The 5,516-nt window shown below is 72.6% G+C and carries 4 protein-coding genes; 1 reads left to right on the top strand and 3 read right to left on the bottom strand.

What is annotated here, in order from left to right:
• From G3I19_RS34130 to G3I19_RS34120, 3 genes are all read right to left on the bottom strand, one after another.
• A partial coding sequence (locus tag G3I19_RS34130; RefSeq protein WP_164267579.1) for an HAD family hydrolase occupies positions 1 to 760 on the bottom strand: 760 nt, incomplete at its 3' end.
• A complete protein-coding gene (locus G3I19_RS34125) occupies positions 757 to 3,462 on the bottom strand; it encodes a phosphoribosyltransferase (protein ID WP_164267578.1) in 2,706 nt (901 codons plus the stop codon). The genes G3I19_RS34130 and G3I19_RS34125, both read right to left, overlap by 4 nt.
• On the bottom strand, positions 3,462 to 4,646 hold the full coding sequence (locus tag G3I19_RS34120; protein WP_164267577.1) for an HpcH/HpaI aldolase/citrate lyase family protein: 1,185 nt from the start codon (positions 4,644 to 4,646) through the stop codon (positions 3,462 to 3,464). The genes G3I19_RS34125 and G3I19_RS34120 overlap by 1 nt, the downstream gene beginning before the upstream one ends.
• 202 nt (positions 4,647 to 4,848) lie before the next feature.
• On the opposite strand from G3I19_RS34120, the gene G3I19_RS34115 reads away from it, so the two are divergent.
• Positions 4,849 to 5,516 (top strand): TerD family protein (locus G3I19_RS34115; RefSeq protein WP_164267576.1); only part of this gene is annotated, 668 nt, incomplete at its 3' end.

The raw sequence follows: 5,516 nt of genomic DNA, 5'->3' as shown, positions 1-5,516 counted from the left end.
GCCCGGCCGTCACCGCGATGTGCGGCGCGCTCCACCCCGCGTCCGCCAGTTCGCCGTGCGCGGGGCGCCAGCCCCGGTCGGCGGCCAGCAGCAGGTCCGCGTCCAGCAGTGAGTCGCCTGCGGCCAGGGTGAGCCCGGCGCCGGTGCGGCGCGCCACCTCGCGTACCGCCGCGCCCTTGGTGAGCGGCTTCGGCACCGCGTAGAGCTTGCGCCCCTGGAGCGACACCGTCCAGCCGCGCGACCCGGCCCAGGACGACAGCTCCTTCACCCAGCCTTCCGGCAACAGGGCCCGCTCGACGACCAGATAGGCGAAGAGGTCCTCGGCGACCCGTTCCTTGAGCAGCCAGGCCGGGTCGGCGGCAGCGACCAGATGGGCGCGCACCTCGGCGAGCGGCGCGCACTCGGCGGCCAGCCGCCGGGCCACACCGGACCGCCAGTCCGGGTCGGAGACCCCGTCGACCAGCAAGTGGCCGCCGTTGGCGCAGATCGCGAACCGCGGCGGCGGCCCTGGCAGCCGGATCCGCTGGTACTGCTCCCTCGTCCTGGTCGTCGTCGGTACGAAAAGGGCGCCCGCCGCGAGCGCCCCGAACAGCCCGGCCGCGGTCTCGGTGACGTAGGAGAGGGGCCTGCTCCCGTACACCTCGACGCAGAGCAGCCGCGGCGCCTCGGCGTCCGGCATGGTCAGGTCGAGCGCGGCCGCCGAGTAGATGAGGGTGCGGTCGAGGTCGCTGGCGACGACCACGGGCGCGGTCCGGCTCATCCGGTCACCGCCGCGGTGCCGTCGGCTCCGGTCGCGCCACGGGTGAAGCGCGGATGGATCAGGCCGACGCAGCTGTACGGCAGCGAGTCGACCTCCTCGACCGGGACGCCGCGCTGCTCCGCGAGGAGCCGTACGTGGTCGAGATCGGCGCCCGCACCGCTCCTGGCGAGGATCTTCCAGGGGACGCGGCGCAGCAGGACGCGAGTGGTCTCGCCGACCCCGGGCTTGACGAGGTTGACGTCATGGATGCCGTACTCCTCGCTGATCCGCTCGACCGCCGCCCACCCCTCCCAGGTCGGTGCGCGGTCCACCGCCGACTGCTCCTTGACCGCCGTGTCGACCGCGCCCGACACCTCGTCGAAGCGGGCGGCGACGGCGTCGATGAAGTCGGCCGACACATCGGATTCCGCCAGCTCCCGGTAGAACTTCCCGCCGTGGAAGTCCCCGGGCCCGACCAGGTCGGCACGGAGGACCGTACGGGAAATGAGCCCGGACACCGTGGAGTTGAGGCAGGCGGACGGGATGAGGAAGTCCTCCCGGGTGCCGTACGTACGGACACAGCCGCCGGGGTCGGCGAGGACCGCGATCCCCGGATCGAAGCCAGGGAAGTCGGCGAGCGCGTCGGCCAGTTCACGGGTGATGGCGCCCTTGCCCGTCCAGCCGTCGACGAAGACGACATCGGCCGGGTCGTGGTGGGCGGCCAGCCAGCGCAGCGCGTTGGCGTCGATGCCCCGGCCGCGCACGATGGACACCGCGTAGTGCGGCAGGTCCAGGCCGTGGCGGTGCTGGGCCCAGCGGCGCATCAGTACGCCGACGGGCGTACCGGCGCGCGCGAGGGAGACCAGGACCGGCCGGGCCGACCGCTCGGCCAGCACGGTCTCGGTGACCGTACCGACGGCCTGCGCGATCCGCGGCGCCGAGGTCTCCAGCGCCGACCTGAACAGCTCCTGGTACTGCGCGCTCGGCTGGTACTCGACAGGCAGCGACTCGGCGTAGTGGGCGCCGCCCGTCTGTATCGCCTCCTCGCGCTCCTCGGTGGGCGCCTCCAGCTCGACGCCGGAGAGATCCTGGAGCAGCCAGCCGACGTCGTCGGCGGCGTAGGAGGAGAACGCGGGGCCGCGCAACGGCTCGGGCATGGGGGCTGCTTCCTGCTGTTCGGGAATGTGGGGCTGCTCGGACACGCGCGGCTGGTCGGATACGGGGGGCTGCTCGGGTACGTGAAGCCGCTCGGGTACGCGGGGCCGGTCGGGCGCATGTGGCTGCTCGGGCAGCAGGGGGGCCTGCTGGGGGACGTACGACGGGACGACCGCGAGCAGCACCCGCGGTACGTGCGCGGCCAGTTGTGCCAGCAGGCCCTCGGGGGCGTGCAGCCCGGGGGTGTCGGCGGCCGAGTCGACCACGAGGACGACCGCGTCGAACCCGCCGCCCGCCACGTTGTACGCGTAACGGTTGCCGGGCCCGTCGCCGGGGCTGTCGTGCGCGGGGAAGACCAGCCCGGTGCGTATCGCGTAGCCGGGGTCGTCCAGCGCCAGTACGGGTGAGCGGGTGGTGGTCGAGGAGCGCACGTCGTGCCCGGCCTGCTCCAGTGCGAGGCCGAGGCGCAGCGGGGCGTACATCAGCTCCTCGAAGCCGAGTACCAGGACCCGCGGGGTACGCACCGGACCCTCACCGCCGCCGGGAGCGGGCGTGCCCGAACCGGACACACCGGCAGCGGGCGCACCGGAACCGGGCGCCTCCGCCCCGCCGTGGGCCAGCTCCTCCGCCAGCCGCGCCGCCATCCCGGGCAGTGCGGCCTCCAGGGTGGCGCGGTGGCCGGGGGTGAAGCCGTGCCGGCCACCGTCCGGGAGCCCGGCCGGCCAGCGGAGGTCCACCCGGACGGGCGGAACGGCGGGACCGGAGCCGACAGCGCGCGCGGGCTGCCCCACCTCACGCCCCCCGCGCTTCCCATACTCCCCGTGCTCCGCCCGCTCCTCGTACTCTTCGTACTCCTCGACCAGCCGGCGTCCCTTCTCCAGTACGCCGTCGGGCAGTTGCACCTCACCACGTACCGACGTCAGCAGGTCGACCCGGGCGTCGATCCCCCGGGCGAAGTCCGCGAGACGCTCCCGGTCGGCGGCCGAGCGCATGTCGACCAGCGCGACGACCACGTACCACTGACGCGGATACCGCTCGTGCAGATCGCGGATGGTGTTGAGCACGGTGTTGCCGGTGGAGAACTCGTCGTCCACGAGGACGAGCGGGCCGTCGCCCGCCAGCAGTTCCGGGTCCTCGGGCAGCAGCAGATGCGAGGTGGCGTGCGAGTGCGACTCCTCGAAGCCGCCCGCCCGCGCCACTCCGCCGACCTCGCGCCGGGTCGAGTGCAGATACGGCGCGAGGGCCAGTCCGTCCGCGACCGAGTGGCCCAGGCCCGTCGCGGTCTCCGCGTAGCCGAGGACGACCGCGCGGCGCGCCGCCTCGTCGCCGAGCAGCCGGCGTACCGCGATGCCGAGCCCGTGGCCGTGGCCGTACACCGTCGACGGGCGCTGCGGCACATGCTTGCCCAGTACGTTCGACACCAGCAGATGGGCGCGTTTCGGATTGCGCCGCAGTGCGAGGCCCAGCATGTTCCGGAGGCCGTCGTCCCCCGTGAGCCGCACACCGAGCCGGTCCGCGACCCATGTTCCCGTCCAGACCACTTCGCCCGTCTCTCCTCCGGTCCGCATCAGCCGGAGAGCCCGGCCGTGAGCAGTTCGACAAAGCCGATGTCTTCCCTGGCCACACCGAAGACCTCGGCCCGCAGGAGGGTCCGCTCGGCCCAGGCCCGGTGCGGCTTCACCTCGTTCATCTTGTTCGTGTACGCGGAGCGCAGCACCCCGCCGCCGTCGCGTTCGGGCCGGACGATGTCACGGGCGTCGCTGAACTCCTCGTGACTGACGACCGAGAGAGCGTGCACCGGCATCACGTGCGAGGGGTGGATACAGGTCTTGCCGAGCAGTCCGTTGGCGCGGTCCAGGCCGATCTCGCGCAGCAGTCCGTCCAGGTCGTGCTCGATCAGGGCGGTGCGGAGCTGGTCGGCCCGGCCCTCCATGAAGGGGCTGCGGCGCAGCTGCGGCTTGAACATCCGTTCCTGGACGCGGAAGTACTCCCAGACCGGGCCGGTGATCGTGAAGCCGGTACCGTCCGAGCGGCCCAGGACGTTCACCACGTCGGCGATGACGGCGGCGACGATCTGGACGTCGTACGCGGTCATGTCGGGCGTCCTGCGCAGCCCGTAGGCCGAGCAGAAGTCGGTGACACCCAGCCGGAGCGCGAGGATCCGGTCGCGGTACTTGCCGACCGTGCGGGCGATCCCGGCCAGGGTGTCCGCCCTGGTCTCCAGGTGCAGCAGCTCCGGCGATTCGAGGACCGGCATGGCGAACAGCCGCCGGCCGCCCAGGGCCTCCGCCCGGGTGAGGGCCTCCAGGAAGGCCGTACCGCGGTCCTCGGTGAACTTCGGCAGTACGAATCCGGACAGCAGCCGCGCCGACGCGCCCAGCCTGTGGACCAGGTCGGGTATCTGCTCCGGCTCACGGACCCGGACGAAGAGCAGCGGCACACCGTCCGGGTCGCCCGAGGGGCCGGCACACCGGTCGTCCAGCTCGGCGAACTGGCGGACCAGGTTGGCCTCGCCGGCGGCGACATCGGCGTCGTCGATGGAGTCCTCCAGGCACAGCACCATGGAGACCACCCCGCGCGCGGCCTGTTTCAGCACGTCGTCGGCGAGCTGCGGCCGGGTGGCCGGGCTGTAGAGCGTGGCTCCGAGCGCGGCGGCGAGGACAGGCGCCGGGGAGCCGGATGTGAAGTCTGCCGGCTGCTGATGGAAGAGCTGCGACCGGACAAGGGGCGAGATATGCCCGAAATGATGCATAAGGTGCCCCCCGTAGTGCCATACCGTCCCGATGACGCGTGGCCGGTAATAGTACGTATGGACGCATGTCGCTAGTTCCAACGGGGAGGGAATTCGAACCGACCCGCAACAGTTGGCCGGGTCCTTCACTGGGATGTACCGGACTCGCCCCAAAACGCCCCCCAATTGTCCGAGGCCGCACCAGGAAGGCAGGATGACGGGCATGACGCACGCGATGATGAAGGGTTCGAACGTCCCGCTGGACGCCTTGGCGGTACGGGCCGTCCTGCGCTGGACCCCGGGCCCCGACGTCCCCGACATCGACGCTTCGGCCCTGCTGCTCGGGCCCGGCGGCCGGGTGCGCTCGGACGAGGACTTCGTCTTCTACAACCAGCCGCGCCACCCTTCGGGCCTGGTCAGGAGGCTGCCGAAGAAACGTGACGCCGAAGGGCTCACGGACACCGTCGAGGCCGATCTGTCCGCCCTTGACCCCTCGGTGGAGCAGGTGGTGCTGGCCGCGTCGTCCGACGACGCGTCGTTCCGCGCGGTACGGGATCTGCGGATCCTGCTCTACGACGCGGCGGCGCCTGCCGGGGACGGCACACAGGCCCTGGCCGTCTTCGACGTACAGCCGGAGACCGGCGAGGAGACGGCGATGATCTGCGGCGAGCTGTACCGCCGCGGGGACCGCTGGAAGTTCCGGGCGGTGGGGCAGGGCTATCCGACCGGACTGGTCGGGCTCGCCACGGCGTACGGCATCTCGGTCGACGAGACCGCCGAACCGGACGGCGGGGCCGGAGCGGCCGACCCCTCGGGAGCCGGTGCCCCGGCTGCCCCGGCGGCAGAGCCCGGACTGCCCGCGCAGCCCGGCCCTCCGGGCGCGACAGGCCC

Origin of the sequence: Streptomyces sp. SID10853, assembly GCF_010548145.1 — a bacterium.
Lineage (GTDB): Bacteria > Actinomycetota > Actinomycetes > Streptomycetales > Streptomycetaceae > Streptomyces.
Note: the sequence above shows the minus strand (reverse complement) of the source record. Positions and strands in the feature narration are given on the sequence as shown.

Excerpts from the sequence above, each read along its gene's own strand:
- G3I19_RS34120 (WP_164267577.1), bottom strand. The coding sequence starts at position 4,646 with ATGCATCATTTCGGGCATATCTCGCCCCTTGTCCGGTCGCAGCTCTTC.
- G3I19_RS34125 (WP_164267578.1), bottom strand. The coding sequence starts at position 3,462 with ATGCGGACCGGAGGAGAGACGGGCGAAGTGGTCTGGACGGGAACATGG.